At 62.1% G+C, this 23,860-nt stretch carries 25 protein-coding genes, 2 tRNA genes and 1 pseudogene; 12 read left to right on the top strand and 16 right to left on the bottom strand.

Annotated features, from left to right (window positions below):
* Positions 1-230: 230 nt before the first annotated feature.
* Positions 231-854: a ribonuclease HII gene (locus tag LOX95_RS11580; RefSeq protein WP_242914865.1), complete on the top strand. Its 624-nt coding sequence runs from the start codon at positions 231-233 to the stop codon at positions 852-854.
* Here LOX95_RS11580 and LOX95_RS11575 read toward each other — a convergent pair.
* The 11 genes from LOX95_RS11575 to LOX95_RS11525 form a co-directional block, all read right to left on the bottom strand.
* On the bottom strand, positions 828-1,151 hold the full coding sequence (locus LOX95_RS11575; RefSeq protein WP_242914751.1) for a hypothetical protein: 324 nt from the start codon (positions 1,149-1,151) through the stop codon (positions 828-830). The two genes, LOX95_RS11580 and LOX95_RS11575, sit on opposite strands and share 27 nt — an antisense overlap.
* A 78-nt stretch (positions 1,152-1,229) precedes the next feature.
* The gene (locus LOX95_RS11570; RefSeq protein ID WP_242914749.1) at positions 1,230-2,279 is read right to left on the bottom strand and encodes a DNA adenine methylase; all 1,050 of its coding nucleotides are present in this window, start codon (positions 2,277-2,279) and stop codon (positions 1,230-1,232) included.
* A gap of 132 nt (positions 2,280-2,411) precedes the next feature.
* Complete coding sequence (pyk, locus tag LOX95_RS11565) at positions 2,412-3,845, bottom strand: pyruvate kinase (RefSeq protein ID WP_242914747.1); 1,434 nt, start codon at positions 3,843-3,845, stop codon at positions 2,412-2,414.
* Between the two features lie 131 nt (positions 3,846-3,976).
* On the bottom strand, positions 3,977-5,659 hold the full coding sequence (locus tag LOX95_RS11560) for an alkaline phosphatase family protein (protein WP_242914745.1): 1,683 nt from the start codon (positions 5,657-5,659) through the stop codon (positions 3,977-3,979).
* A 137-nt stretch (positions 5,660-5,796) separates the two neighbouring features.
* Positions 5,797-5,881 (bottom strand) — tRNA-Leu (locus LOX95_RS11555).
* A 21-nt stretch (positions 5,882-5,902) separates the two neighbouring features.
* The gene (locus LOX95_RS11550; RefSeq protein ID WP_242914743.1) at positions 5,903-7,336 is read right to left on the bottom strand and encodes a M28 family peptidase; all 1,434 of its coding nucleotides are present in this window, start codon (positions 7,334-7,336) and stop codon (positions 5,903-5,905) included.
* An 89-nt stretch (positions 7,337-7,425) separates the two neighbouring features.
* Positions 7,426-7,665: a DUF3297 family protein gene (locus LOX95_RS11545; protein WP_242914741.1), complete on the bottom strand. Its 240-nt coding sequence runs from the start codon at positions 7,663-7,665 to the stop codon at positions 7,426-7,428.
* Between the two features lie 81 nt (positions 7,666-7,746).
* Positions 7,747-8,475, bottom strand: a complete 729-nt coding sequence (locus tag LOX95_RS11540; protein WP_242914739.1) for a MotE family protein — start codon at positions 8,473-8,475, stop codon at positions 7,747-7,749.
* A 70-nt stretch (positions 8,476-8,545) separates the two neighbouring features.
* Positions 8,546-9,130: a DUF6468 domain-containing protein gene (locus LOX95_RS11535; protein WP_242914737.1), complete on the bottom strand. Its 585-nt coding sequence runs from the start codon at positions 9,128-9,130 to the stop codon at positions 8,546-8,548.
* On the bottom strand, positions 9,127-10,119 hold the full coding sequence (gene fliM / locus LOX95_RS11530; RefSeq protein ID WP_242914863.1) for a flagellar motor switch protein FliM: 993 nt from the start codon (positions 10,117-10,119) through the stop codon (positions 9,127-9,129). The genes LOX95_RS11535 and fliM overlap by 4 nt, the downstream gene beginning before the upstream one ends.
* Before the next feature lie 69 nt (positions 10,120-10,188).
* Positions 10,189-10,824 carry a flagellar basal body-associated FliL family protein gene (locus LOX95_RS11525; RefSeq protein ID WP_242914735.1) on the bottom strand — a complete coding sequence of 212 codons (636 nt, stop codon included), beginning with the start codon at positions 10,822-10,824 and terminating at the stop codon, positions 10,189-10,191.
* 178 nt (positions 10,825-11,002) lie between these two features.
* On the opposite strand from LOX95_RS11525, the gene flgF reads away from it, so the two are divergent.
* The 6 genes from flgF (at position 11,003) to LOX95_RS11495 (ending at position 15,283) form a co-directional block, all read left to right on the top strand.
* Entirely contained in the window at positions 11,003-11,740 is a 738-nt protein-coding gene (gene flgF, locus LOX95_RS11520; protein ID WP_242914733.1) for a flagellar basal-body rod protein FlgF, read from the top strand.
* 15 nt (positions 11,741-11,755) lie between these two features.
* Positions 11,756-12,544 carry a flagellar basal-body rod protein FlgG gene (gene flgG, locus LOX95_RS11515; protein ID WP_242914731.1) on the top strand — a complete coding sequence of 263 codons (789 nt, stop codon included), beginning with the start codon at positions 11,756-11,758 and terminating at the stop codon, positions 12,542-12,544.
* A 15-nt stretch (positions 12,545-12,559) separates the two neighbouring features.
* Complete coding sequence (gene flgA / locus LOX95_RS11510) at positions 12,560-13,354, top strand: flagellar basal body P-ring formation chaperone FlgA (protein WP_242914729.1); 795 nt, start codon at positions 12,560-12,562, stop codon at positions 13,352-13,354.
* A 17-nt stretch (positions 13,355-13,371) separates the two neighbouring features.
* Positions 13,372-14,088 carry a flagellar basal body L-ring protein FlgH gene (gene flgH / locus LOX95_RS11505; protein WP_242914727.1) on the top strand — a complete coding sequence of 239 codons (717 nt, stop codon included), beginning with the start codon at positions 13,372-13,374 and terminating at the stop codon, positions 14,086-14,088.
* Between the two features lie 213 nt (positions 14,089-14,301).
* On the top strand, positions 14,302-14,718 hold the full coding sequence (locus tag LOX95_RS11500; RefSeq protein ID WP_242914725.1) for a hypothetical protein: 417 nt from the start codon (positions 14,302-14,304) through the stop codon (positions 14,716-14,718).
* Between the two features lie 16 nt (positions 14,719-14,734).
* Positions 14,735-15,283 carry a hypothetical protein gene (locus LOX95_RS11495; protein ID WP_242914723.1) on the top strand — a complete coding sequence of 183 codons (549 nt, stop codon included), beginning with the start codon at positions 14,735-14,737 and terminating at the stop codon, positions 15,281-15,283.
* A gap of 41 nt (positions 15,284-15,324) precedes the next feature.
* On the opposite strand, the gene LOX95_RS11490 is transcribed toward LOX95_RS11495, so the two are convergent.
* Complete coding sequence (locus tag LOX95_RS11490) at positions 15,325-15,666, bottom strand: MmcQ/YjbR family DNA-binding protein (protein WP_242914721.1); 342 nt, start codon at positions 15,664-15,666, stop codon at positions 15,325-15,327.
* 19 nt (positions 15,667-15,685) lie between these two features.
* The gene (gene msrA, locus LOX95_RS11485) at positions 15,686-16,336 is read right to left on the bottom strand and encodes a peptide-methionine (S)-S-oxide reductase MsrA (RefSeq protein WP_242914719.1); all 651 of its coding nucleotides are present in this window, start codon (positions 16,334-16,336) and stop codon (positions 15,686-15,688) included.
* Positions 16,337-16,482: 146 nt separating this feature from the next.
* Between msrA and LOX95_RS11480 the strand changes: the two genes are divergently transcribed.
* Positions 16,483-16,572 (top strand) — tRNA-Ser (locus LOX95_RS11480).
* Positions 16,573-16,711: 139 nt separating this feature from the next.
* On the opposite strand, the pseudogene LOX95_RS14340 reads toward LOX95_RS11480, so the two are convergent.
* Positions 16,712-17,305: pseudogene (locus LOX95_RS14340) on the bottom strand (tyrosine-type recombinase/integrase); the annotation flags it as partial.
* On the opposite strand from LOX95_RS14340, the gene LOX95_RS11475 reads away from it, so the two are divergent.
* Entirely contained in the window at positions 17,226-17,498 is a 273-nt protein-coding gene (locus tag LOX95_RS11475) for a hypothetical protein (protein ID WP_242914718.1), read from the top strand. The pseudogene LOX95_RS14340 and the gene LOX95_RS11475 sit on opposite strands and share 80 nt — an antisense overlap.
* Positions 17,499-17,510: 12 nt before the next feature.
* On the opposite strand, the gene LOX95_RS11470 is transcribed toward LOX95_RS11475, so the two are convergent.
* On the bottom strand, positions 17,511-18,203 hold the full coding sequence (locus tag LOX95_RS11470; protein WP_242914716.1) for a Crp/Fnr family transcriptional regulator: 693 nt from the start codon (positions 18,201-18,203) through the stop codon (positions 17,511-17,513).
* A gap of 528 nt (positions 18,204-18,731) precedes the next feature.
* Between LOX95_RS11470 and LOX95_RS14305 the strand changes: the two genes are divergently transcribed.
* From LOX95_RS14305 to LOX95_RS11455, 3 genes are read left to right on the top strand one after another with little or no spacing between them, the layout of a single operon-like run.
* A complete protein-coding gene (locus LOX95_RS14305) occupies positions 18,732-20,234 on the top strand; it encodes a DUF4153 domain-containing protein (RefSeq protein ID WP_242914714.1) in 1,503 nt (500 codons plus the stop codon).
* On the top strand, positions 20,234-21,019 hold the full coding sequence (locus LOX95_RS11460) for a response regulator transcription factor (RefSeq protein WP_242914712.1): 786 nt from the start codon (positions 20,234-20,236) through the stop codon (positions 21,017-21,019). Before LOX95_RS14305 ends, LOX95_RS11460 begins: the two co-directional genes overlap by 1 nt.
* A 53-nt stretch (positions 21,020-21,072) precedes the next feature.
* Complete coding sequence (locus LOX95_RS11455; protein ID WP_242914710.1) at positions 21,073-22,620, top strand: sensor histidine kinase; 1,548 nt, start codon at positions 21,073-21,075, stop codon at positions 22,618-22,620.
* Here the strand turns inward: LOX95_RS11455 and LOX95_RS11450 are convergent.
* On the bottom strand, positions 22,617-23,831 hold the full coding sequence (locus LOX95_RS11450; protein ID WP_242914708.1) for an SAM-dependent methyltransferase: 1,215 nt from the start codon (positions 23,829-23,831) through the stop codon (positions 22,617-22,619). The two genes, LOX95_RS11455 and LOX95_RS11450, sit on opposite strands and share 4 nt — an antisense overlap.
* Between the last annotated feature and the right edge of the window lie 29 nt (positions 23,832-23,860).

The following is a 23,860-nucleotide window of genomic DNA, read 5'->3' as shown; positions in this document are numbered from 1 at the left end:
TCATGTTATAGTAAAGGTTGCGCAACCAAAACGGACTAAAATCCCGAACACGTATGCCGCTCGCCATTCTTTAGAAAAGCTACATTCCTTACAACCAGAACGATCCCCGAATTTTACTTCGAATGAAGCGCTTGGGACCTAGCCATCGACGACCGGACAATGCGATAGCAGAATCCATGACGACCTCGACCCAGCGCGCCCGCGTAAAGCCCACCAAAGCTCCATTGACGATGGAACTGGAAAACCGGCTGTCGGCAATTTGCGGGGGTCCGGTGTGCGGTATCGACGAGGCAGGCCGCGGTCCCTGGGCCGGTCCGGTCACCGCCGCGGCGGTCATCCTCAACCCGCTGGACATCCCGCACGGATTGAACGACTCCAAAGCCCTCACAGAAAAGCGTCGCGAAGCCCTGATGCCTGTCATCAAGGAAAAGGCCATCGCTTGGGGGATCGGTCACGCCAGCGTCGAAGAAATCGACCGCATCAATATTCTGCGCGCCACCGAACTGGCGATGCAGCGTGCGGTCGCCGCTCTGGCTGTCACGCCTGCGGGTGCTCTGATTGATGGTAACTACAAGTTCAAACTGCCGTGTCAGGTCGATACTGCAGTCGAGGGCGACGGGCTTTCGCTCTCTATCGCCGCAGCGTCCATTCTAGCCAAAACCACCCGCGATCACCTGATGATCGCTCTGGATGCCGAAAACGCTGGCTATGGCTTTGCCAGCCATAAGGGGTACGGGTCACCCCAACACCGCGAGGCATTGAGATTGTATGGTCCTTGCGCCGTACACCGCAGGTCCTATGCGCCGATCAAAGTCTTGTTGACGGCTTTAGAGGATGAACAGCCCGCCGAGTAGGAGGCAGGCGCTGCCGACCGCTATTGCACCCATAAAATAGGCAGAGCGGATTTCCTGATCGGCGGTTTCAAAGTCATCCAATGGTTCGAATTCGGCGTCTTCCACGTCGTCTTTGCGATCAAGCAGATCGGCAAAGCCATAGAAATCTCTGCGAGCCTGATCGGCTTTGCAGAGCCTGCGCCATTCGGTTGCCTGTCTGTGGGGCCGTCCTAAACGCTCGGCCGCACGATACGCCTCGGCAGCGCGCTGTGCGCGAGCCTCGGATACTGCAGTATAGTTTGAAACGGGTACGGACATATGCGGGTAACGACCGCAAAACCATGATGTTCCAAACGGCAAAGCTGCCTTATTTTGGCTCTATCTGTGGCAAAACCATTAACCAGACGTCGTTATGTGACTTAAGTCTATAGGCTTTGCCGTAGATATGAACAGCCGCTCAACATTCCGAAGTCTTCCAACTTCGCCGACGCGTTCGCCTTTTAGATTGTGAATACCTATACGCGCACCGACATATCGAGGTCGCGGTATCTCAATCACTTGTACATTACCGCGACGCCCCAATAGAGCCTCCATATCTTCGCGCGACAGATAACCCTCGTCGTTAAAACTTATGACGAGATTGGGGGCGTGGAGATTGTCGATCACCGAAGCCAGTGCGGCTTTGATGCGGGGCTTGGAGTTGAAGTCGCTCTTGCGGCTACGCACATCCACACGCTTGCGGGCAACGCCGTAAGTCTCCGGCTTGTCCCACAGCACGAGGCTTTCCCAGCAGTGATAATTCGCAAGGTAGGAGTGCTGGTTATACGGCGGGTCCAGATAAACCAGACCGGCTTCGATTTGGGACGCAATGGCGACGGCGTCGGCGTGGGTCGCTACACAAGGTCCCGAAGGTACTGCGGGCAGGATATCGGGCAATCGCAACTGCAGAGGCTTTAGCGCGCGCGGAGCCCACTGCTTCATATAGGCCATCTGCAGGCCGGCCGTGGAATCCACACGGTCCGCCGCTTCCATCAGGGCAACCAGCACGACAGCCTTCAGTTCCGGCTCCAGATCCATACGCTCGATGCGTTCGCGCATGGCGTCGATGCGCGCCCCGTTCTCTGGATGGAAAAAGCGGGCCTCCTCGCAGAAGTTGCGCGTGAACCATCCAGCTTCGGGCGTAACCTGTCGAAGTTCCTCCAGAACAGTCCCTGTCTTTTCCAGCCAGCGCTCTCGGTCGGCCTGAACATATGCGGTAGCCAGCGTATGGGCGTAGGCGTTGTGGTCGTTCGACCAGACCTGATAGCCCATCTTCTTGAGGTGATGCCCGACGCGGGCAGAGCCGGAAAACAGGTCACAAACCCGACCGCCATCCGGCAAAATGGCCTGAATAGCCATACCCACCTGCCCCAGAAGGGCACGTTTGGAGCCGATATATTTGATCATGCGGCACACCGACTCATAGCCGCTATCGTAGCCTGTCCTACCCCCTAACGGTCAATTGGGCGCAGCCAACTAAAGCGATACCCTTCGCATTGCGGCCGTTCGCCTGTTCAGCATCCGACTTCAGTGCGTTTCTTAAACGCCGGAAGGTCCCGATGGCGCGCGGGCGAGACGTAGCAGGTTCGCCGCACCCGGTGCCCCGAACGGCGTGCCGGCAAGGATCAGGATACGGTCGCCTGCCTTCGCCAGCCCGTATTCAACGGCGGCGGTGACCGCATCGTCCGTCAGGCCTTCCAGCGATTCAGGCTGACGCCCCAAACGCGGCTCCAATCCCCACACCAGCGCTAGACGACGCGCCGTGTCCGGATTGGGCGTCAACGCCAGAACCGGCTGTAACGGCCGCTCCCGGGACATACGCCGTGCGGTACTGCCCGTGGTGGTGAAGGTGACGATACAGCTCGACGAAGCCGCTTCTGACGCCTTGCGCGCAGCCGCGACGAGGGCATCGACGTCCCCGATCTCCATGCCCGCGTGTTCGGCATCCATCAGGCCGGGCCACAGCGGATCGCGTTCGACCCGCTCAGCGATGCGGTTCATGATGCCCACCGCTTCGAGGGGATACATGCCCGCCGCCGTCTCGGCAGACAGCATCAGGGCATCAGCCCCTTCATAAACGGCGTTGGCCACATCGGACGCCTCGGCCCGCGTCGGTGCCGGTGCCGAGGTCATGCTCTCCAGCATCTGCGTGGCCACGATAGCGGGAACGCCACGCTGGCGCGCCGCACGCAGAATCTGCTTCTGCGCCACCGGAACGTCCTCGGGATGCATCTCCACCCCCAGATCGCCGCGCGCCACCATCACACCGTCGCAATAGTCCAGAATGGCATCGAGCGATTGCAGGGCCTGAGGCTTTTCGATCTTGGCCAGACAGGCGGCGCGTCCGCCCACGATGCGGCGCAGCTCCGCCATGTCCTCGGCCTTCTGCACAAAACTGAGAGCTACCCAGTCCACGCCGATCCGCAGCGCGAAGTTCAGGTCGTCCCGGTCCTTCGGCGTAAGGGCGGACACCGGTACGATCGCATCGGGCACAGCCACGCCCTTGCGGTTGGAGAGGCCCGAGCCACTCTCGACCTCCACATCGGCCCACTGCGGCGTGGCCTCCAAAACACGAAGGCGCACACGGCCATCATCGATCAGCAGCGCCATTCCGGCGCGCAAAGCCGCAAAAATTTCCGGATGCGGCATCTGCACGCGCGTCGCATCACCGGGCGTCGGATCAAGGTCGAACCGCATCCGGTGCCCCCGCTCCACCGCAATGGTACCCTCGGTGAAGGTTCCAAGCCGCAGTTTAGGGCCCTGTAGATCGGCAAGCACACCCAACGGTCGCTGCACCGCCATTTCGGCCCCCCGCACCGCCTTCAGCGCCGCAGCATGGTCCTGATAACTGCCATGGCTGAAGTTCAAACGGAAGACGTCGACCCCTGCCTCGGCCAGGGCTCTGACCATCGAGGGCGAGTTACTGGCAGGCCCCAAGGTGGCGACGATACGGCTGCGACGGGCGCGGTTCATTCAATCTGTTTCCTCATCCGGCCCGGGGGCCTTGGCCGATCTGACGCGGCCTTTGCCCCTTTGTGCCAATGAAAAGCCGGGGACGTAAGACGCCCCCGGCTTCAAGAAACACGAGTTTATGTCGATTTCGCTTATTCGACCGGACAGACCGGGCTTTCACCCAGATTGAGATCGATGCAGCGACCATCAAGCTTCGGCGTTTCCACCTCGATGATGTTGGCCAGCGTCGGGGCGATATCGATGGTGCGGATCGGCATGAAACGTTCCTGACCGGCAGCGTGCGGGGTCCAGAAGATAATCGGCACCTTGCGGTCATAGTTCCACGGCTGTCCGTGGGCCGACATATTGCCACCCAGTCGACCGCCCGTCGCGACACCCGGCTTGAGCGCCGTCATCAGATCGGCCGAGACGCCATCCACGGCCGACAGACGCATGCGCTCGCGCACGGTCAGTTCTTCCGGCTGAATGGTCTCCATGATGGGATCTTGCAGCAGCTCGTCGCGGAAGACGACCATGGCAAAGTCCCCCTTGCTGTCCAGCATCGGAACAGCCGCGCGGGCAATCTGGCTCCGCAGCGGTTCAGCCAGAGCACGTTTCTGCGTATCTACGATGCGCAGGCCCGACGAACCCCGTTGCAGCGGGTCGAAGTCAAGATTGAACTGCTGGCGCAGGGCGGCGTTGGCCTCCTCCACCACAGCAAAGCTGGCGCGGTGGGCATAGGGGAAGCCGCGGGCGTGGGTGCGTTCAATAATGTCGGCACCGCCATGGTCTGCGGTGAGGGCCAGAACGACCCCGCCCTCGACCTTGTCCAGCTCGCTCAGGAAGTCGCCCAGCGCCGCATCCAGACGCATCAGTTGCTCGCACATCTCGGGCCCTTGCGTGCCGTAGGTGTGGCCGATCTTGTCGGTAGCCGACAGGGACACGCCCAGCATGTCGACGGCCTTGCCCTGACCCAGACGTTGCGATTGCAGCAGATAGGTTGCCGCCTTCAGGGTTTCTTCGTCCTGGGTCGGAGAACCGTCAAAGCCGATGTTCTGCGGCGGAACGACCGACTTGAACGTGCCGTCCACGACCTCGATGTCCTCGGCCAGCGACTGGCAGTAGGCGTTGTTCGCCTTCCAGTTCTGGCCCTGTTCAGCGGCGGGGAAGCGGGTGTTGTACTGTGCCACCGGAGCCAGACGCTCTTCGGCGCTTTCGCCTGGACGCACAAAGGTGGTCAGGCCAAAGCCTTTGGTGAACCAGAAGGCGCGACCATTGTGGCCCGCAAGGTTCATGGCACCGCGATCCTTGCCCGACACGGCGAACACTCGGCTGTCCGGACGTTGCACCTGCAGCCAGTCGCCCAGCGTGTCGACCTTCAGAAGCTCGGTGCCGACATTGCCGTTGTCGGTGATTTGACCGTGCGCCAGCGTATTCACTTCGGATGCGAGGCAATAGCGGCCTTCGCCCGTGGCGTCATCGGCGCTGAAGTTCACGCCGATGCCGGTGTGGGTGGGGTGCATACCCGTCAGAACGGTCGAGTGACCGGGGCAGGTCTCGGTCACGCCGTGCGTCTGGAAGCCGTTGGCGTGGACCAGACCTTCATCGATCAGGCGCTTGAAGCCGCCCGTGAAGCGGCTGCGGTACTGGTTGAACAGGTTGGCGCTCAACTGGTCGACGACGACGGTGACGACCAGACGCGGCCCCGCATACGCTTCTGCTTCGTCGCTTGCGCCTTGCGCAACCACAGCACCAACCGGAGCCGCCGTAGCGGCCATGGGAGCCAGCGCCACAGTGGCGGAGACAGCGGACAGAAGAAGTCGTTTAAACAGCATTCACTCAACCTTAGCCGTAATCGGCACAATCGCAGTCCGGTCGGCATAAACCCTGACGGTGAAGGATGCACGACAAAGCCGCACCGTGAGAACGATGCGGCTGTAATTTCCGGTCGTAGTGACGCTTCAATGCATCGTGGTGCGAGCGGCGGGGGTCGAACCCGCAAGACCGAAGTCGGCAGATTTTAAGTCTGCTGCGTCTACCAGTTTCGCCACGCTCGCGACGATGATTGCCTCCGCGATTCACTCTTCGCGGGCAGAACCCGTCTGTGCCGCAGCAATGGCCCGGAAGTCTACATCTGAATCTGCAATCAGCTTCACAAGAGCCGTCCACGCCGCAACATTCTGGCGAAGTTGGGCGGGATCGATCTTATCCAGGGTATCATTGGCCGTATGGTGCAGGTCGAAATAGCGGGTCGCATCCTGCTTCAGACCAAAGACCGGAACGCCACCGCGCGCCAACGGTCCGACATCGGCACCGCCAAACCGCTCCTCGCCGCCCTCTTCGATATTCAGAGGGGCAAGCACCCGATAGGCGATCTTTGCAAAGTCGCTGTTCAAAGTGCCGACAGGCAGACCCACGGCATAGACATTGTCCGCGCCAAGATCGCTCTCGCCCGCCACAATGTGCTTCTCGATAGCCTCGCCGATGCCGCGCACATAGGCCCCGCCGCCATTGCCGTGCGAGACGGGCTGGTTCACCTCTTCCGAGCCGTACAGGATCACACGAATGGTGCGCGCCGGACGGCCAGCCTCGGCAATAATTTTGGCCGCTGCAATCGTGATGCCACCGCCCGCCGCATCATCGAACGCGCCGGTGCCGATGTCCCAGCTGTCGAGGTGCGAGCCCAGCACGATGACCTCGTCGGGGCGGGTCGCGCCGGTAATGTCGCCGATGACGTTCTGGCTGTGGGTTTCATAGGTCCGCGCCGTCGATGACAGCTTGAGACGCACAGGCTGGCCCATCTCGATCAGACGGTTCAACTGGTCGGCATCCGGTGCCGCCAGCGAGAAGGACGGCAGCGGCACCTTGCCGTCATGATATCCTGTGGTGCCCGTGTGCGGCATGCGGTCGTGATCTGACCCCACCGAGCGGATCACAAACGCCGCGGCGCCCTGATCGGCAGCGGCCTTGGGCCCCTGCGTGCGGATGCGCGAGCGCGGTCCATAACCCGATCCTTGGCGGTCGGCGACCATCTGGCCCGGATCGACGTAAACGATCTTGCCGCTGAGCGAACCCGCCGGCGCGGCCTGAATGTCTTCAATGCTCTCGACACGCACCACCTCGGCCTCGATGCCGTCAGCGGGCGTAGCGATAGAATGGCCCAGCGCGCCCCCGACGAGCTTTTGTGCGTGGGCACCGACAATCTCGATGCTCTCCTCACCCCGTTCCCAGCCCACCAGCGGGAAGGATTCAATCCGCACATTCTGGAAGCCATTGGCGCGCATCCAGTCCGCCGCCCACGCGGCTGCATCCTGCTCGGACTTGGAGCCTGCCGGGCGCGGGCCAAAGCGCGTCGTGATCTCGCGCGTGAAGTCGAATGCGATGTTGTCGGAAAGAGCCTTGTCTCGCAGGGCCTCTGCGGCGGCGACGGTCGCCGCGTCCTGTGCCGATGCCGTGGTGGAAAGAAGACCGGCAGCAAATACGCCTGCCAGCAAACACGATTTCAGCGACATGGACGTCCCCTCAGACAAAATGACATGAGAGGAAACTAGCGGGCGGAGGCTGCGACCGAAAGTCACAATTCCTCCACCCGCCAGCAGAATTACTCGCCCTTCAGGAAGGGTTCGACTTCGCCCTGAAGCTTGATGGTCAGGGCCTTGCCGCGACGGTCAACGCGGTTGCCTACGGCCAGACGGACCCAGCCTTCCGAAACGCAGTATTCTTCGACGTTGGTTTTTTCTTCGCCCTTGAAGCGAATGCCGATGCCTTTCATCAGCAGTTCGGCGTTGTGGTACGGGCTGTCAGGGTCAACCGACAGGCGGTCGGGCAGAGCGTCAGACATGACGGGCATCCTTGGAAAAATCGATGGGGCTGCATAGCGGCAACTGCCGCCCGTGCCAACCAATCAGCGTATAAGGCCCGATCAGTTCGCCGCCGCCGGAGCCGCAGGGGCGGCAGCAGGAGCAGCCGCAGGCTTGGACGCCACTGGCTCTCCGGCGGCCGCAGAGGCGCGGTCCAGCAGAGGCTTGGACTCGTATTTCTTAGCCAGCTTTTCCGTCAGCTCGCGCGCGGCAGCAGGCTGCATCTGGGCCATGATGGCGGCCAGTGTGCGCGGACGCATGCCCTGCGCTACGGGAAGACGCACATCGTCCTTCAGGGTCGCGAACACCGCCGCAGCCTCACGCGGGCGCATGGCGGAATAGACGGCGACCAGACGGTTGGTCTCTTCCTGCTCCTTGGCCTCGACCTGACCGACCAGCGAACTGATCTCGCCCTTAAGGTCTTCGAGCGCCTTAAGCTTGGCATCCAGCTTTTGCTCGGCGGCAACCATTAGTGGCAGGGTGGTGGCGAAGTCGGCGTCACGGGCGTCCAGCTGCTCGCGGCGCTTCGACAGCGACTGGATGATGCGCAGTTCTGCGGGCGAAATGCCGGCCTGTTGGGCCAGTTGTTCCGGCGTCAGGGCGCAAACCGCAGGCGGAGCCGCCGTCGTCGCAGCCGCTCCCTTGGCTGCATCCTCTGCCGCCGGAGCGCCTTCCTGCGCCCACGCTACCGCGCCGGTGAACAGTTCCGGTGCCACGCCCGCCGCTCGCACGGCAACGACGCCGCCAATGGCGACAGCGATCAGGGGCAGAAGGCGGGGCAGCTTGCTCATGGCAACAACCGGAAAAAGTGAAGGGGCACCGGACCTTTAAAAGCGTTGCCTTTAAAGGTCACGGCTTCATTCAGGCAGCGAACAGATCTTCGTCGAGACTACGGCGGGCACGGTTTAGGCTTTGTTGCGCAGCTTGGTTAGCGGCCAGTGCCTGAAGCATGCCGGTCAGACCGCCATTCTCGGCTTCCTTGACCGGTTTGGCAGCCTGCGCAGGCATAGCGGCGCTGGCTTGCTCGATGCGCTGCATCAGGCTGGCCATGCGACGCGCGCGCTCTGACTCTTCGGTCACCAAGGCCATGGTCGACACCAACTCCAGCGGCTCTTCTTCCTTGACCGGAGCGGGCGCACGCGCAGCAGCAGTCGCAGCGGCGGCTGCCTGTTTCGGCGCACGCGAAATCAGGACTTCGAGTTCCTGCTTCACCTGACGCGCCTTGATGATGCGGTCGTGCAGCAGGTCGGTTTCCGCACCCGAAGCGCGCAGGGTCGCAAGCGCCTGTTCAGCACGGCCCGCCGCATTGTTCAGTTCCTTAACCGCGCCCGCAAAGGCCAGTTGGCCCTCGCGCAGACCCTTGAGCTTGCGCTCCAGCTTCACGCCGTAACCGATGGCTGCCACCAGCAGCATCATCAGGATGCTATCGAGGATGATACCCGTCACCAGCCCTCTCTCCCGGCCACACGCATGGCCGCTTCTGTTGAAATCGGGGCCTCGACGCGCACAGCCACGTGCTGGCCGCGTCGTCCCATTTTACCGACGGTCAGATTGACCGCCCCAGCCTTGACCGTGACATCGCTGTCAGGCGTCGCGTTCAGCATCAGGGTGTCGCCGACTTTCAGGTCCAGTACCTTGGACAGGGGCATCTGCTGTTCATCCAGAACGCAGCGCACCTCGGTGTCCGTGGTCCAAAGCTCGGTGGCCAAGTGGCCTTCCCAGATGTTGTCGCGACCGAACTTCTCGCCCATGAACTGCTGCAGCAGCATTTTGCGGATCGGCTCGAGCGTCGAATACGGCAGCAGCAGCTCGACGCGGCCCCCACGGTCTTCCATGTCGATGCGCAGCTTGACCAGAATGGCGGCGTTGGCCGGACGCGCAATCGCGGCAAAGCGCGGATTGGTTTCCAGTCGGTCCAGATTGAAATGCACCGGCGTCAGCGGCTCAAACGCGGCGCGGGCATCGTTCAGGATCACCTCGACCATCCGCTGCACCAGTGCGCGCTCGATGGTGGTGTAGGGACGGCCCTCGATCCGCAGCGCCGCCGTGCCGCGACGGCCACCCAACAGCACGTCCACGATCGAATAGATCAGGTTACTGTCGACCGTCAGCAGGCCGTAGTTGTCCAGCTCCTCGGCGCGGAACACCGCCAGAATGGCCGGAAGCGGGATCGAGTTCAGATAGTCGCCGAAACGGATCGAGGAGATGGTGTCCAGCGACACCTCGACGTTGTCGGAGGTGAAGTTACGAAGGCTGGTCGTCATCAAGCGCACTAAGCGGTCGAAGACGATTTCGAGCATCGGCAGACGCTCATAGGACACCAGCGCCGAGTTGATGATGGCGCGGATGCCGCTGCGCTCATCGCCCGAGCCGTCGTCCATTTCAAAGCCGAGCAGGCTGTCGATCTCGTCCTGGTTCAGGACGCGTTCGGACATACCGCTATCGGCTTCAGGAGCGCCGAAGGGATTTTCATCCAGACCACTGCCGAGGGTGTCGGTCATCGATTATTGCACCAGCATTTCTTCGATAAGGACCGCATCCACCTTGCCCGGTGCGGCCACCAGATTCACGCGACGCAACAGTTCAGCCCGAAGCTGGTAGGTGCCAGCCGAACCTGCCAGATCATCCGGACGCAGTTCGCGCAGGAAGCTCTGCATCATATCGTTCAAACGCGGCGCCTGTGCCTGAAGCTGGGTGGCCACCGCCGCATCCTTCATCTCTAGCGTCAGCTTGAGCTTGAGATAGCTGGTGCGGCCCTCTGCCGACTGAACATTCACGATAAGATCCGGCAGGGTGTAGAAGGTTACGCCGTCCGGTCCGGCCGCAATCGTGCCTGTGGCTTCACCGGCAGCAGCGGCATCCCCGCCCCCGCCGTGACCGTCGTCCTTCTTCTTCTCGTCCTTGGGCTTTGCATGCGCGTCGGCTTCGCCCTCGGCAGCCGGAGCCTTGGGCTTCATCAGCATGAAGGCCGCAGCGCCCCCGCCACCGGCCACCAGCACAGCCGCGCCAATGATGATCAGCAGCAGCGGCGGCTTCTTCTTGCCGGAGCCTTCGCCCTCGACGTCCTGCGCGGTCTCGCCCTCGACCACAGCCGGAACAGCGTCAGCACTTTTCTTTTTGCCAAGGTTAAATTTGAGCATGCGGACCGACCCCAACCGTACAGTAGAGCTAAGTGGGGCCTGTTTGGTTAACAGGGCGTTAACCATGCGGCAAAGTCTGCCGGGCGTATAAAGCTGCCGCAAACCTAAACCATTGAAATCGCTCGTAACGAGCAGTTGGCACGACTGTTGCGAAAAGCAGAGGCGAAGGAGCCCTGCTTTGGAAAACGCCGCCTACATCGGATTGTCCCGTCAGATGACGCTGCGCCGCGAACTGGATATCGTGGCCAACAACATCGCCAATGCGGACACCACCGGCTTTAAAGTCGAGCAGATGCTGGTCGGTACCGAACTCGGTGCGCGCGCCCGCAACCACGCCATTCGCCCTTCCGCCAGCTTCGTACTGGACAAGGGTGTAGGCCGTGATTTCGGTCAGGGCGCTCTGCAACAGACCAGCCGCGATCTCGATTTTGGCATCGAGGGCGAAGGCGTTTTCTTCACCGTCCAGACGGCGACCGGACCGGCCTATACCCGTGACGGCGCCTTCACCATAGACGACACAGGCCGCCTGACCACGCAGAAAGGCCACCCCGTTGTCACCGATGCGGGCGAGCTGATCGTCAATCCGGAACTGGGCCCGATTACCGTCGGTCAGGACGGCACCATCACACAGGACGGCCAGATCGTCGGCCGTCTCAACGTCGTCCGCTTCGACACCCTGTCGGTGTTGGAAAAGAGCGGCGACAACCTCTACCGCAACACCTCCAACGCCCAGCCGGTCGAAGCGACCGACGCGCGCATCCGTCAGGGGATGCTGGAGGGCTCTAACGTCAACACCCTGATCGAAATCACCAATCTGGTCGAAATCAACCGCGCCTACGAGAGCGTGACGCGGATGATCGAAAACACCAATGACCTCAGCCGTCGCGCCGTCGAGCGCCTCGGCAAGGTCGCGTAAGAGGAAGCCTGAGCTATGCGCGCACTTCGTACCGCCGCCTCCGGCATGGCTGCCCAGCAGCTGAACGTCGAGGTCATCTCGAACAACATCGCCAACATGAACACCGTTGGCTACAAGCGCCAACGCGCCGAGTTTCAGGACCTGCTGTACCAGAACGTCGAGCGCATGGGCGCACAGTCCTCGACGCAGGGCACCGTCGTTCCGACCGGTATTCAGGTGGGCATGGGTGTGAAGGCCGGCTCGGTCTACCGCATCACGGCCCAAGGCACGCCGAGCCAGTCCGGCAACACCTATGACATCGCCATTCAGGGCAAGGGCTATTTCCAGGTCACCCTGCCCTCGGGCGAGACGTCCTACACCCGCGCGGGCAATTTCTCGGTCAACGCCGAAGGCCAGCTTGTCACCAAGGACGGCTATCTGATCGAGCCCGCCATCACCATCCCGCAAAACGCTGTGGATGTGGCCGTATCACGTGCCGGTCAGGTGCAGGTGGTTCTGGACGGCGAGACCGAACCTCAGGTCGTAGGCCAGCTGGAAATTGCGACCTTCATGAATGAAGCGGGCCTTGAAGCCATCGGCGACAACCTGCTGTTGGAGACCGCAGCCTCGGGTGCCCCCAATGTCGGCGTGCCGGACGAGGTCGGCTTTGGTCACCTGCTGCAAGGCTATACCGAAAGCTCGAACGTGGACTCGGTGTCGGAAATCACCGCCCTGATCGTGGCCCAGCGCGCGTATGAGATGAACTCCAAGGTCATCACCACCGCCGACGAAATGCTGTCGGTCTCGGCCCAGCTGAAGAACTAAGGCGGGAACTGAACGATGAAGCGCCTCCTGCAAACCGCCACCGTCTTGTTGGGTGCCGCCGCCCTCGCCGCGTCGGCCTATGCCTCGAGCGCGCATGCCGCTTCGGTCGTGCTTCGTGCGGCGCCGGTGGATGCCGACGGCCGGATCACACTTGGCGAACTGTTCGAGGGGGCAGGATCTGCCGCCCACGTCGTGGTGGGTCAGCGCGCGGGCAGCAGCGCCGTACTGGACGCCGGTCAGGTGCAAGTGATTGCTCGCCGCGCCGGTCTGGAATGGAACAACCCCACCGGATTGCGCCGCATCGTCGTTCGCGAAGGCACCACCGCCGCTAGTACCGCCAATACCCAGTCGGCAGCCGCCCGCCCCGGTGCGATGGTCGAAGCCCTCACCTTCACCCGAAGCCTTGCCGCGAACGAACCGGTACAGCCCGAGGATGTGGCGTGGACGCAGGTTCAGGCCCACCTTGCCCCCGCCAACGGCCCGCAGGACGCCGCCGATGTTATCGGCCTGTCCCCCCGCCGCGCCATGCGCGCCGGACAGGTGGTCAACACGCGCGACCTGACGTCGCCGGTCGTCATTGCCCGTAATGACATGGTCGAGGTCCAGTATCAGGACAGCGGTATCGAACTGACCATCACTGGCCGCGCCCAGCGTCAGGCCGCCGTGGGCGATGCCGTCACCATCCTGAATACTCAATCCAACCGCACCATCGAGGCGGTCGCTGTATCGCCAGGCCGCGCCATTGCCGGTCCCGCCGCACAAGCCATGCGCAGCACCCCTGCCCGTTCACTCCAGTTCGCCGCTCGTTGAGCCAGAAAGACCGTACCATGCGCAAGTTTCTGATCCTCGCCGCCGCCTGCATTCCCCTCGCTGCCTGCACCACCGCCACTGAAGCCCTGCGCGGGCCGGAACTGGCTCCGGTCGGCTATCCCTCGCAACTGGCCCCGATGGATCAGGCCTATTTGCCTGAAGCCACCCCTGCCAGCGCCAACAGCCTGTGGCGTACCGGTGCCCGCAGCTTCTTTGGTGACCAGCGCGCCCGCCGCGTGGGCGACATCCTGACGGTCAACATCGACATCAACGACCGCGCCCAGACCCAGAACACCACCAATCGCAGCCGCAGCAACAACGTCTCCGGCGGCGTCAGCAATCTGTTCGGTCTGGAAAGCAGCATCGGCAAAGTCCTGCCGGGTGCCTTTGATCCATCCAACATGGTCGGTGCCGAGGGCGAGATCAGCCACAACGGTACGGGCAGCGTAAACCGCTCCGAACGCGTCAACCTGACGGTGGCCGCGATCATCACCGGCGTGATGCCTAACGGCAATCTGGTCATCCAAGGTCGGCAAGAAGTGCGCACCAACCGCGAAGTGCGCGAACTGACCGTCGCTGGCATCGTTCGCCCGGAAGATATTTCCAGCGCCAACACCATCGCCCACACCCAAATCGCCGAGGCCCGCATCTCTTACGGCGGTCGTGGCGACATCAGCCGCATGCAAGCCGCCCCTGCGGGCCAGAACCTGATGGAGCGTTTCAGCCCGTTCTAAACGGCTGAAAATACCGGACTTATCCGTTTTCACGCATCGAACCCCGCTCGTACACGTTAACGAGCGGGGTCGTATCTATGTGCGATTACGGTTGCGCTTGCCGACCAAGGCTATCTAATCAGACGACCACAGACGAAGGACACGCCTATGCGCGACCTGCGCCAAAGAACATCAAGCCGGTTCGCCTGCCTTCTGACAGGGACGGTAGCGGCCATGCTGACTATCGCTGTGACGCCGTCCGCATATGCCCAGAACGCGGGCTGGACTTGGACATTGTATGCCGACAGCACCCCTGTCGTCCTGGCGCAAGAAATCCCTGACACCCCACGCCTGAAGACCACCCTGCAATGCGCGCCCGGCACCCGGCAGGTCCAGATATCCCTCTATGACGCAGATGCCGTAGCTGCAGGGCCCGTCATCTTGAAATCCGGCCGCCAGAGCAGCGAGGGCGAGCTTCGCGCCGCGTCCAATCGTTTGGCCGTCTCGCTTCCGGTCGACCATCCGGTCTTCCTTGCGTTTCAGGCAAGCGGGCGACTGGAACTAAAGAGCGGCGAGCGTGTCCTGCCAATCATCATCGAAGCCGCGCATCTGCCCAAACTCGCCCGCTTCGCTGAAGCCTGCGCCTCCTGACACCAAGTCGCTTCCAATGAGCTCCCCCATGTCGATTGCGTGCCGTAACAACACCCGCCTGCCCTTGCTGGGCGCTCTGTCAGCCCTGCTGTTCACCGCAGCCTGCGCCACGCAGCCCGGTGCAGTAGGCAGCAGCGCCACCCTGACCGCACTCACCGAGCCGCCCGCACGCCACCAGGGCTACAACTGGTTTTTCGATCAGGATGAAGGCGAGTTCCAACTGTTCTACGGCATGGCGGAATCGGACGACATACCGCTGGGAATGACCTGCTCGAGCGGCTCTGGTCACATCACGATCTCAACGCCCAGCGAGGATAATCACGCCCGCAGCCTGACCCTGACCTCGGGTGGCCAGATGGCGACCTATCCGGCGCGCGCCACCGAGGCACAGGTCTTCGACGGATACAACATCGTCAGCCAGACCACGCCTGCCGATCCGGTTATGCAGACCTTTGGCCAGAACGGCTGGATGGCCGTGGCAGGCAAGGACGGCTGGATGAGCCTTGTCGGCGATGGATCTGCCCGCGAACTCGCCCGACGTTTTATGGCGGGCTGCAAACGCTAAACAAAAGGGGCGGCCAAACATCGGCCGCCCCTTATTTGTTTCTACAGACCCAGTTCCTGTCGCAGCTTTCGCGTTAGGCCCTTGGTCACAAGCTGGTGCGAGTGATCGATCAGATCGGATAGCTCCCCATCGTCCCAATCCTCGACGGCTGCCACCTTCAGCCAACCCCCGCGCGGCAGATAGGGTGCCCGCTCGGCCCTCCCCTGTTCCCTCAGCAGTTCATAGGCAATCTCGGAGGCCTTGAAGCACAGACCCCCGTCGTCGCCCAGCATGGCGAAAATCTTGCCACCAACCTTGAAGGTCTGAAAGTTCGGGCCAAAGGGGCGCTCGACCGTGGCCGCTGTGCGCGACAGACAAAATGTCTCGACCTCAGCCGGCTTCATCGCACGCCCCTTTAATCACTCAGGCATTCACGCCAAGGCCGATCGGGCAGACAACCCCCGTGCCGCCGATGCCGCAATAACCGGCCGGGTTCTTGGCCAGATAGCCTTGGTGATAGTCCTCGGCGTAATAGAACTCGCCCGCCGGCAGGATTTCGGTGGTGATCTCGCCACGCCCCGCCGCGCGCAGCGCTTGCTGATAGGCCGCCTTGGACGCCAGCGCCGCGTCGCGCTGGGCTTCGTCGTTATAATAGATCGCCGAGCGGTACTGGGTGCCGATGTCATTGCCCTGACGCATGCCCTGCGTCGGGTCATGGTTCTCCCAGAACACCTTCAGCAGCTCTTCGTACGGCAGCTTGGCCGGATCAAACACGACCTGCACCACCTCGGAGTGACCGGTCTTGCCCGAGCAGACCTCTTCATAGGTCGGGTTCGGCGTAATCCCGCCCGCATAACCGGCCGCCGACGAGTAAATGCCTTCCTGCTGCCAGAACACGCGCTCAACGCCCCAGAAACAGCCCATACCGAAGACAGCGACTTCCAGACCTTGCGGCCACGGCCCCTTCAACGGCGTGCCCAGCACGAAATGGGTCGTATCGGTTGCCAACGGTTCGGCGCGCCCCGGCAGCGCCTCATCAGCGGTCGGCAAGGTATCGGCTTTTTTCAATAACATGGGCGGACTCCAGATTCTTTTGCAGAATATCATATGGGAACTGCAACGGCGCTTGCCCATCCGTCACGTTTGATTTAATCAGCGCCCTCTCGCCGGACCGCTCCCGGCGAATCTGCTCCGGACGCATCCGGACACACAGTGGATTAGGACAGGTGGCCGAGTGGTTGAAGGCGCACGCCTGGAACGCGTGTATAGGGGCAACTCTATCGAGGGTTCGAATCCCTCTCTGTCCGCCACCACCATTTTAAAACCCTTACAATTCAGTCGTTTCGGGAGACTATTGTCTAACAAGTCTATGCCGTTAGACAATAGCGAGTTGGTATTCGTCTTAGATTTTGCCATCGCCGCTTCAGCCAGCACCCGCTGATCCCGCGCCTTGGTATAGCGTTCGACCTCCTTTGCGGTGACGTGGCCAGTGATGGCCTTGATCTGAGCCTCACTACAACCCGCATCCGCCAATCGCGTCGCTGCTGATTTGCGCAGGCCGTGCGCCGATCGATCTTTGATCCCAGCTTCCTGCACAGCCCCACGGAACCAGTTACCAAACCCCGCTGCCGTATAGGCCTGGCCATGCTGGGTAGCGATGAAGGTCGGATAGTCTATCTGCGCGAGATCGAGCGACGCCTTAAGTCGCGGATGGATTGGCAAAGCCAGCTTGGCGCTCGTCTTCTCCTGACAAACCAAGATCCTGCCGTCCTTAACGTCTATCCAGCCCATGTTGCGCACATCACCCGAGAGCTGTGCCATATATAGCAGCAGGTCGAACGCTAAGCGCTCTTTAGTCCCCACGGCCCAATAAGCCTCAAAAGCCGCAATCTCTGCTTCTGACCATGCAGGAAAGCCATCAGAGTCTGTATGTAGCGCTCGGATGCCCTTAGCCGGATTGTCCTTGCGCCAGCCACGTGGAGGCGTCCGATTGCGGCACGACGATCCGCGTACGGACGGCAGCCATCTGGTACTGATCCGCATGGCGGACGCAGTCGCAGAGGCTCACCCCGTCACAGGGATGAGCTTTCATCGCTCATGGCGGGTCGCCAAGGACAAAGTTCTCTCAACCAAAGCTAATGGACGCAATCTGGCGCTTCAGCTGCAAGGTGACATCTGGGTCACCGTCGCGCGTTCGCGAGTGGCGGAGGTCAGGCGCTGGCTGTCCAGCACCTGACCTCGTTAGCTCTTAGGTCCGCACCAGGTCGCGTTCGTCCATACGCTTGTGCGTTGCGACCACACGGGGTTTCTCCTCCGCCTTGGGAGCCGGCGCGTGGTGGTGCCCGTCACAGCCGCAGGCAATCGCCGCCAGCGCGTCAATGTCCAACACCTGCAACCGTCCGCGCAGGATACGCAGAGCGCCGCGATCCTGAAGCGCGCCACAGGCGGCATTCACGCTTGTACGCTGGAAGCCGGTGATCTCGGCCATATCGCTCTGGGTGATTTTGACATTGCCGCCAGCACCCGCGCGCCAAAGGCGTGAAATCCATTTCGCGGTGCGTTGCAGGCAGGTGTGCATGGCATTGCACGCTGCCTCTGACGCCAAGCGTTTTGCACGCAAGGTGCCATTGGCGTTCATCAAGCGGGACAACCAAAGGTCATCCATACGCTGCTTCAGTTCCCCAGCCGGGACGAGGAAGCCCTCGCACGCCGTCAGCGCCTTGGCCTCGAACGGGTTGCGTCCGATGGCGTAGTCCCAGCCCCAGACACTGCCGGGCAGGACAGTATCAATGCAGATCGGACTGTCCTGAATGAAGACCCCCAGCGCGCCGAACGTTGAGAAGAAAACCTGGTCACGAGGCGGAGCCTCGTCGGGTTCCAGTGTAATGATTTGCCCGCGCTCGATGCAGAAGTTCTTAGCTGCGTCAGGAAGCAGGCTCACCACCGGGTGCCAAAGTGGCGACGGTGCCGCTTGTAGCGATTGTGAACTGACAGCGTAGTTTTGTGTCGCAAACCCCATACAGGCGCTCCCAATACAGAATGAGTGAGTGCCATGAGAATGGCGAAATATCGGCGGATTGGTGATGTGTAAATCAATGCAAAGCTGAACCGTTCCCACACCGAGAATCATTTTTCGGCAAGGTCATTCATTCACCAAAACAAGGACCTGCCTTAGGAGGAAAAAAATACGCCTCCGAGCAGTAGACGCTGGAACCTTCACTATTTTCATTGAAGAATTTGGCGGCCGACCCGCGCTTTAACGACGAAATGTCTGCGACAAGCAGTGGGTGTCGTGCGAAAACAGCAATGTCCAATTTTGGACTAGGTTAACCGTGCAGCTTTCAGCGGGCTGAGGTTGGCTCCGGGTGCATGGTTTCTGCACATCTCCTGCGCTGCATCTCCTCGCCGCAGTCATCCGGCCTCGATAGCGCGGGTCCAGAACGGGTTCCTCACTCGCAGGAACACCTCCGTGACACTCAATCCGCCCAAGCTGTCATTCTGGTCAAAGGCCTGTGCTGCACTGGCGCTGACCGTGGCCGCCGATGTCATCCTGTTCGACTACGCTCCCGGCTCGACGCTGGGTGTGTTGTGCCTTTGCTGGCTTGCGGTCCTGGCCATCGTCCGTCGGGTCTGGCAGGGCGACAGGCGGGCGCAGGTCGCGGCAGGGAGCGCCGCCATTCTGACACTCATCCTGATCGACCGTCCCAGCTTCCTCGGGTGGGTGTTGTTCGGCATCGCCATCATGATCGCCATGCAATCCAGCCGTGTTCGTCGCGCCGAGGATGCATTCCGATGGGGCCAGCGGCTGTTCTTCAATGTCGTCGCTGCGGTCGCAGGCCCCGCGCTAGACCTAGCCCGCCTCGGCCGGCTCAAGGCGCGTGGCGGGAAAACTACGCCTGTGCGCGCCGTGCTGCGGATTCTGATCCTGCCCCTTATCGGTGCGGTGGTGTTCGGCGGTCTGTTCCTGATGGCCAATCCCTTGCTGGCGGACCTGGCCGCACGCCTTCGGATGCCGGCGCTGGGCGAAAACCAGTTTGCCCGCCTCGTTTTCTGGGTTCTGGTTCTGATCGGAGTCTATGGCACCTTGCGTCCGCGCTGGACGCGCAAGACCTTCGCCCTCCCGGAACGCAGCGGCCATTCCAGCGTCGTTCCAGCCGCCTCCGTCGTGCTGTCTCTGGTTGTGTTCAACCTGATCTTTGCCATCCAGAACGGCATGGACATCGCCTTCCTCTGGAGCGGTGCAGCACTACCCGAAGGCTTTACCCTCGCCCAATACGCACACCGCGGTGCCTATCCGCTGATATTCACCGCGCTATTAGCCGGTCTGTTTGTGCTCGTCTGCCTGCGCCCTACCTCGCCAACCGCCCAACAGCCGTGGGTGCGCAGACTGGTCTTGCTTTGGGTCGGACAGAACCTGTTCCTGGTCGCTTCCAGTATCCTTCGCACCGTCAACTATATCGACGTCTATTCCCTTACCCGCCTGCGGATCGCGGCTCTGGTGTGGATGGTGCTGGTTGGCATTGGTCTGGTGCTGATCTGCTGGCGTCTTTTCAAGAACCGCTCGGGAAGCTGGCTGGTGAATGCCAATGCGCTGACCGCAGGGGTCGTTCTGGTCGCCATCAGTGCCACTGATCTGGGTGCCGTCGCCGCCAGTTGGAACGTTCGCCACGCCCGCGAAATGGGTGGTCGCGGGACCTCGCTGGACCTTTGCTATCTCGCCGGTCTGCACGGTGCCTCCGCGGTGTCTCTAGCCCGACTGGAAAAAGCCGCGACAGACCCCGTGTTCAAAGAGCGCATCGCCGGTGCCCTCGCCTATCAGACGGCAGCTCTAAAGACCCAGCAATCTGACTGGCACAGCTGGCGCTGGCGTGATGCCCGCCGTCTGGACCGGGTGTTGACGATCAATCCCGCTGCCGGTGCCAAGCGTCCCCTGCCCTTCTCCCCCGACTGTGATGCTGAATGGATCGACTGATGAACATGCACACCCACACCGCATTTCCCGTCCTGCCCACGCGCCCCGTTGACCTTTTGGAGCGGAGACTCAACATGGGCATCATGCAGCGCACAGTCCTGATTGTTGATGACGACCCGCACATCCGCGACCTTCTGGCCTTTGCGCTGGCCAAGGCGGGTTTGGCCACGTGCGAAGCGGGCGACGGCGAAGCCGCCCTTGCCGCCATCGACACCTATGAGCCGCATCTGGTCATCCTCGACATCAACATGCCGCGCATGGACGGGCTTGAGGTCTGCCGCCGCATCCGTGCGCAGAGCGACCTGCCCGTGCTGTTCCTGTCCTCACGCGATGACGAGATCGACCGCATCCTCGGCATCGAACTGGGTGCCGACGATTACGTCGTCAAACCCTTCAGCCCTCGCGAGGTCGTGGCCCGCGTCGCCGCCATCCTGCGCCGCACCGTCCTGTCGCCGCCGCCTGTTCCAACGGGCGGGGTCAAGATCGGACGCCTGTCGTTGGACACCGACGGCTGGGCCGCCCGCTGGGACAATCAGGACGTATCTCTGACCGCGACCGAGTTCAGCATCCTGAAGACCCTAGCGGCCAAGCCACAGATGGTCTTTACCCGCGACGCCATCATCGACCGGATCCATGGCCCCGGCTTTGCCCTGACCGACCGCACCATCGACAGCCACGTCCGTAATCTTCGGGCCAAGTTCGCGGCCCTGGGCGCATCAGACGTCATCAATACCCGTGCGGGCGTAGGCTATCAGATGGGTCCCTGTATCGGCGCACAGGCGTGATCAAAAGGGCGGTCGAACAGCTTCGGGAGTTTGTGCGGTCACACTGGCCGGCCATGCGCCTGCGGACCATCCTGCTGTCGGTTCTGCTGTTCGCCGCCCTTCTTCCGGGTCTGAGCGCCATCTTCCTTCGCGTGTACGAGAACACCCTCGTGCGCCAGACCGAAGCCGAGCTGATCACCCAGACCGCCGCCATCTCTGCCACCGCCGAGGCCATGTGGCCGGGCGCGGTTCCCATGGTGGTCACCACCGAAATGCGCCGCCAGCCCGGCTACTATGCGCCCCAGCCCGCCACCATAGACCTACGCTCCGATTCGGTCCTGCCCCCTCGCCCCAAGGCGGGAACCTCGCAGACACCGCCCGCTGCGGATGCGCTTGAGGTTATCGAGCGACTTGATCCCATCATCGAGGAAACCTCGCGCACGACACTGGCCTCGATCGTCATGCTGGATCGCAATGGAATTGTGGTACGCGGCGTCGAGCGCGGCGGAAGCTGGCATGACCTGCCAGAGGTGCAGACCGCGTTGAAGGGCCGCCCCGCGACCGTGCTTCGTCGCAATGCAGGCTATCACCCGCGCTATTCGTTCGAATGGCTTAGCCGTGCGTCCGCGCTTCGCATCCACCATGCCCGTCCAATCATCGTGTACGGCAAGGTCGAGGGCGTGATCCTGACTTCGCGGTCCCCGCGCGCCTTGTTCAAGGGCATCTATCAGGATCGGGGCAAGATCGCCTTTGGCATCGTGGCCGTGCTGGGCCTGCTGACGGTTCTGGGTGTGGTGATTTCGCGCGGCATCGCCCGCCCCATTGAACGCCTCCGCCACGCCGCACGCGATGTCAGTTATGGCGGCGGCACGGTGCCTCCGCCCCCGCCGACCGCCGCGGTGGAAATCCGTGACCTATACGAAGACTTCGGACGCATGGCCGAGGCGGTGGACCGCCGCTCGCGCTATCTGCGCGACTTCGCTGCCGCCGTGAGCCACGAGTTCAAGACACCGCTGGCAGGCATCCGAGGCGCGGTCGAACTTCTTCGGGACCACGCCGACGATATGGACCCGCAGCAACGCAACCGCTTCCTCGCCAACATCGGCGATGACGCGCGGCGACTGTCCGATCTGGTGTCGCGCCTGATGGAACTGGCCCGCGCCGACATGGCCCGTCCCGAAGCCGGTGTGGCCACTGCTATCCCCGATGTCACGAGCCGCATCGCCGACGGCTTGGGCGTATCGCTGGATATCCGTACCGACCTGCCCTCGCCGCTGCCCATGGTCGCAGTGCCCGAAGCCACGCTGGAAATGGTGCTGACCATTCTGCTGGAAAACAGCCGTCAGGTCGGGGCCAAGATCGTCACTCTCGGGGCCCGCACCGAACACGACCACGTCGTCCTCACGGTACAGGATGACGGTCCGGGCGTGGCCGAGGGCGATGCGCTTCGCCTGTTCGAGCCCTTCTTCACCACACGTCGTAGCGAAGGCGGCGCAGGCCTCGGCCTGTCCATCGCCCGCTCTCTACTCAGGGCCAATCACGCCGATCTGGATCTGGTGGACAGCACGAACGGCGCGCGCTTCGCCATCACTCTCCCGTTGTCAGATCCTGCCCGCGCCTAGGTCAGCGCCATCTGGATCACGTCCGTCCGTTTGGACCGGAACCCCGCCTCGCAATAGGCCAGATAGAACAGCCACAACTGGTGGAAACGGTCGTCAAACTTGGCATCCATACGCTGGATTTCAGGCCAGGCTGCGCTGAACCTTCGGGCCCAGGCCGCCAAAGTATCGGCATAGCTGATGCCGAACCGCTCAACCGCTCGTGTGGTCAGGCCTGCCTCGCTGATCACCGGCGCAAGGCTTTCCTCCGATGGCAATACCCCACCGGGGAAGATGTATTTCTGTATGAAGTCGGTGCGCTTGTTATAGCCGCCAAACAGGTCATTTCGAATGGTGATGATCTGTAGTCCGGCCCGTCCCCCGGGCTTCAGGCATTCGCGAACTTTGCCGAAATAGGCTGGCCAGTATTCCTGTCCGACGGCCTCGAACATTTCGATAGAGGCCACACGGTCGAACTGTCCGGTCACATCACGATAGTCGGTCAGCTTGATCTCGACCTGTTCGTTCAGGCCCTGCCGCGCGATCCGTACGCGGGCAAAGTCATACTGTTCCTTGGAGATTGTGATGCCGGTTACCTTGGCCCCGACGGACTTGGCCGCGAACTCGGCAAACCCGCCCCAACCGCAACCGATCTCCAGCACGCTCTCGCCCGCCCGCAGATCCATCATGCGCGTCAGTGCAAGATATTTCGCCGCCTGCGCCTGTTCCAGCGCTCTGGCCGTCCCGCCAAAACGACCCGACGAATAGGTCATGCTGCGGTCCAGCCATTTGGAATAGAAGCTGTTGCCCAGATCATAGTGGGCGTGGATGTTCCGGCGCGAACCCTCGCGACTGTTCCGGTTCAGCCGATGGGCAAACCAGTTGACGATCCGCACCATGCGGTTGCCGTCGAACAGCCTGCGTATCCCGTCATAGTTATTGGCCAGCGTCTCGAGCAAGACCGCCAGCTGCGGCGTATCGAACTCGCGCTCCATATAGGCCTCGGCAAAGCCGATATCGCCGCTCTTGAGCACGCGCCCCGCCATTCTGTAGCTTTTGATCTGGAGCACCGCCCGATGACCCGGGTCGCGCCCAACCAGTTCGTGCCGCGCCCCGTTAGGCAGTTCGATATCCAGCTGTCCCCACGTCCAGTTCGACGACAGCAGCTTGAGAAACAGCCCGAACACTCTCGGCGTGCCCACAGGCTTGGCAACTACAGTCTCGGCAACGGTCATGGCGCTCGCCTCCGATTTTCTCCCTGCGA

The sequence above is a fragment of the Brevundimonas pishanensis genome, from assembly GCF_022750635.1.
Taxonomy (GTDB): Bacteria; Pseudomonadota; Alphaproteobacteria; order Caulobacterales; family Caulobacteraceae; genus Brevundimonas; species Brevundimonas pishanensis.
Note: the sequence above shows the minus strand (reverse complement) of the source record. Positions and strands in the feature narration are given on the sequence as shown.